The sequence below is a fragment of the Metabacillus fastidiosus NBRC 101226 genome (genome assembly GCF_001591625.1).
In the GTDB taxonomy this organism is placed as follows: Bacteria; Bacillota; Bacilli; order Bacillales; family Bacillaceae; genus Metabacillus; species Metabacillus fastidiosus.
The window spans coordinates 1-3,570 of record NZ_BCVG01000187.1 but is presented as its reverse complement, the minus strand read 5'-3'; the positions used below and the strand labels follow the sequence as shown (position 1 = coordinate 3,570).

Here is a 3,570-nt window from a genome sequence, read left to right as displayed (position 1 = left end):
ATTACTGCCCGTTAAGGCTGGGATAAATAAAAGGGAGTCCAATTCATATACTGAATCAAGCTCCCTTTTACCTTACTTTATTTAAGCGTATAATTTCTCTACTTGTGCTCTAATATTTCCATCTTCTAAAAACTCGTCATATGTCGTTTGTTTATCAACTAAGCCGTTCGCTGAAACTTCGATAATACGGTTTGCGACTGTTTGAACGAATTGATGGTCATGTGATGTGAACAGCATTGCACCTTTAAAACTAATTAATCCGTTGTTTAATGCTGTAATTGACTCTAAGTCTAAATGGTTCGTCGGCTCATCAAGGATTAAAATATTCGCACCACTCAGCATCGCTTTTGACAGCATACAGCGAACCTTTTCTCCTCCTGAAAGAACACTCGGTTTTTTCAATACTTCTTCACCTGAGAAGAGCATTCTTCCTAAAAATCCGCGTAAGAAGCTTTCACTTTGATCTTCTGGTGAGTATTGACGCAGCCAATCTACAAGAGACGGTTCTGTACCGTCAAAGTATTCACTGTTATCTTTCGGGAAATAAGCCTGTGATGTCGTCACACCCCATTTGAATGTTCCGCTATCTGCTTCCATCTCACCTGTTAAAATTTTAAATAAAGTCGTAATTGCAATTTCATCACGGCCGACAAATGCAATTTTATCCTCTTTATTCATAATAAAGTTAATATTATCAAGCACTTTTACGCCATCAATCGTTTTAGAAATACCTTCTACTCGAAGGACATCATTTCCAATTTCACGCTCAGGTGTAAAATTCACATATGGATAACGGCGTGATGACGGCTTAATATCATCCAATGAAATTTTATCTAACAGTTTTTTACGAGATGTTGCTTGTTTTGATTTAGATGCATTCGCACTAAAACGGGCAATAAAGTTTTGTAATTCTTTAATTTTTTCTTCTTTTTTCTTATTCGCTTCCTGACCTAACTTTGACGCAAGCTGGCTTGATTCATACCAGAAATCATAGTTCCCTACGTAAATTTGAATTTTACTGAAATCGAGATCGGCGATATGTGTACATACTTTATTTAAGAAGTGACGATCATGCGATACAACGATGACTGTATTTTCAAAATTAATAAGGAATTCCTCTAACCATTTAATCGCATGGATGTCTAAATGGTTCGTCGGCTCGTCCAGAAGAAGAACGTCAGGCTGTCCGAATAAAGCTTGTGCAAGCAGGACTTTTACCTTTTCAGAACCAGTTAAATCAGCCATTTTCTTCGCATGTAATTCTTCTCCGATACCTAAACCTTTTAAAAGAATCGCTGCTTCACTTTCTGCTTCCCATCCATTTAACTCAGCAAATTCTCCCTCAAGCTCTGCTGCACGCATTCCATCTTCATCAGAAAAATCAGCCTTCATATAGATAGCATCCTTCTCCTGCATAACATCATACAGACGTTTATGCCCCATAATAACCGTTGTTAGCACTTCATGTTCTTCATATTCAAAATGGTTTTGTTTTAATATAGCTAAACGCTCGCCAGGTCCCATGCTTACATCGCCTGTCTGCGCCTCAATTTCACCTGAAAGAATTTTTAAAAACGTTGATTTTCCGGCACCGTTTGCACCAATTAATCCGTAACAGTTACCAGGTGTAAATTTAATATTAACATCTTCAAAAAGCTTACGGTCACCAAAGCGCAAGCTTACATTACTAACTTGAATCATGTAGACAGTCCTCCAATATATAATAAGAGTTTTACCCCTTTTTCCTTCACTTTTCCATCATAAGTATAAAGGAATTTAGTATCTAGGGCAATGATTACCTATTATGTTAGACTTCTTCTCTCCATAAATAAAAAAATTTTTATATTGTTTCGCCCGCAAACTTGACTAAAAATAATACAAAAGAAATCTAAATGAAGGCAGTGCGAGCGAAGAAATACTATTCCTGATTACTTATCTTCCCTTCTCCTCACTCTATCTACCAGCTCAATAAAATCCTTTAATACAAAGAGCGGCCAAAAGAAACAATTCAGTACGATCTCATGACGTGTGCTTATATTGTATTTATACGCGCAATAAACTAGGCCCAGCCAAAAATAAATAAACAATTCAGCCATAAGAACATCCCTTTCCTTTTTGCTATCATATTCACCTTGCAGAAAGAGGGTTCTATACGTTAGAAATTTCAAACAAATAATTATTTCTTTTTAGGTAATTGAACTATTTATATATGAAATGCTCAGCATAAGATAGTGTAAGAAGGAGGGAATAGAATGAATTATTCAATTTTCTTATTTTTAGCAGCTATTTTATCCGGCTTTGCACTTATTCAAGTTCCAATAGCGGGAACTTTCCTTGCAAGCCTTGCACCATTTACAACAGTGGTTGGTCTTTTAACAGTCCTAATTTTCTCACTTGTTATTATTTATAAAGGCTTTAGACATCTATTTAATAAATAAGCAATAAGCTGAATTTTATTTTCTATCTACTATTCGTCCATACCATCTAATTACAAGCTTCATAGCTTATACTAGAGGTGATTAGATGGTAAAACTTTTTATTGACCCAGGTCATGGCGGGACAGACCCTGGAGCAGTAGGAAATAGTTTACAGGAGAAAAATCTCACATTGCAAATTGCAGCCGCTATGCAGGAAATCCTCATCGAAGAATATGAAAATATCGAGATTCGCCTAAGCCGGTCTGGAGATGAGACATTAAGCCTATCAGCAAGAACTAACGCTGCAAACCGCTGGGATGCTGATTACTTCGTTCCATTCATATTAACTCTGGCGGCGGAACAGGCTTCGAGTCTTTTATTCATTCAAGTGCTGGAAGATCAACTGCAACATATCAGGACTATCTCCATGAAGACATTTTAAAAGAATCAAATTTTACTAACCGTGGACAAAAAGCAGCTAATTTCCATGTTTTACGAGAAACAACGATGCCAGCAATTTTAACGGAAAACGGATTTATCGATACTGCTGCTGATGCCAATAAATTAAAAGACAGCAGCTTCATTGAAAAGCTTGCTAGAGGGCATGTAAATGGAATTGCCCGTGCCTTTCAATTGAAAAGAAAACAGACAATACCAAATCCATCCACACTTTACAAAGTACAGATTGGTGCTTTTAAAGAAAGAGCAAATGCCGAGTCTCTCGCTACTGAAGCAAAAGCAAAAGGTCTTGATTCAATCGTGAAACAAGAAGATAATCTTTATAAAGTACAAATCGGCGCATTCTCTTCCCGTGAAAATGCAGAACAATTAGCTGAAGAAGCAAAAAATAAAGGTTTTAACGTTTATATTAGTTAAAATTAAAAGAGAGAGCTCTTTCCAATGCAGGAGCTCTCTCTTTTAATTTAATAGTATCATCGCTTTATTCATCTATATCGAATTTTCATCAAGGAATTTTTTTCCACTAAGGTTAAATATTTATCACTTAGTAAATAATTCGATTCATCCTCCTAAATTTATCATAAGCGAGTGAGCAGAACAGCATTTACGTATAAGGTAATAATAAACCGTCCCTCTCCCGGTCCGTCAACTGGGAGACTTTTTTAAAATTTATCCCAGCCTTAACGGGCAGTAA

At 36.4% G+C, this 3,570-nt stretch carries 2 protein-coding genes and 1 pseudogene; 2 read left to right on the top strand and 1 reads right to left on the bottom strand.

Going from position 1 to position 3,570, the window contains the following annotated elements:
* Positions 1-81: 81 nt before the first annotated feature.
* The gene (locus BFA01S_RS21115) at positions 82-1,701 is read right to left on the bottom strand and encodes an ABC-F family ATP-binding cassette domain-containing protein (protein ID WP_066235550.1); all 1,620 of its coding nucleotides are present in this window, start codon (positions 1,699-1,701) and stop codon (positions 82-84) included.
* Positions 1,702-2,252: 551 nt separating this feature from the next.
* On the opposite strand from BFA01S_RS21115, the gene BFA01S_RS21110 reads away from it, so the two are divergent.
* Positions 2,253-2,438 (top strand): hypothetical protein, encoded by a 186-nt coding sequence (locus BFA01S_RS21110; RefSeq protein ID WP_066235548.1) that lies wholly within the window; start codon positions 2,253-2,255, stop codon positions 2,436-2,438.
* An 85-nt stretch (positions 2,439-2,523) separates the two neighbouring features.
* Positions 2,524-3,293 (top strand): annotated as a pseudogene (locus tag BFA01S_RS21105) (N-acetylmuramoyl-L-alanine amidase).
* The last annotated feature ends 277 nt before the right edge of the window (positions 3,294-3,570 follow it).

What these genes read in the sequence shown, in the direction of transcription:
- BFA01S_RS21115 (WP_066235550.1), bottom strand. Translation starts at nt 1,701, where the DNA reads ATGATTCAAGTTAGTAATGTAAGCTTGCGCTTTGGTGACCGTAAGCTT.
- BFA01S_RS21110 (WP_066235548.1), top strand. Translation starts at nt 2,253, where the DNA reads ATGAATTATTCAATTTTCTTATTTTTAGCAGCTATTTTATCCGGCTTT.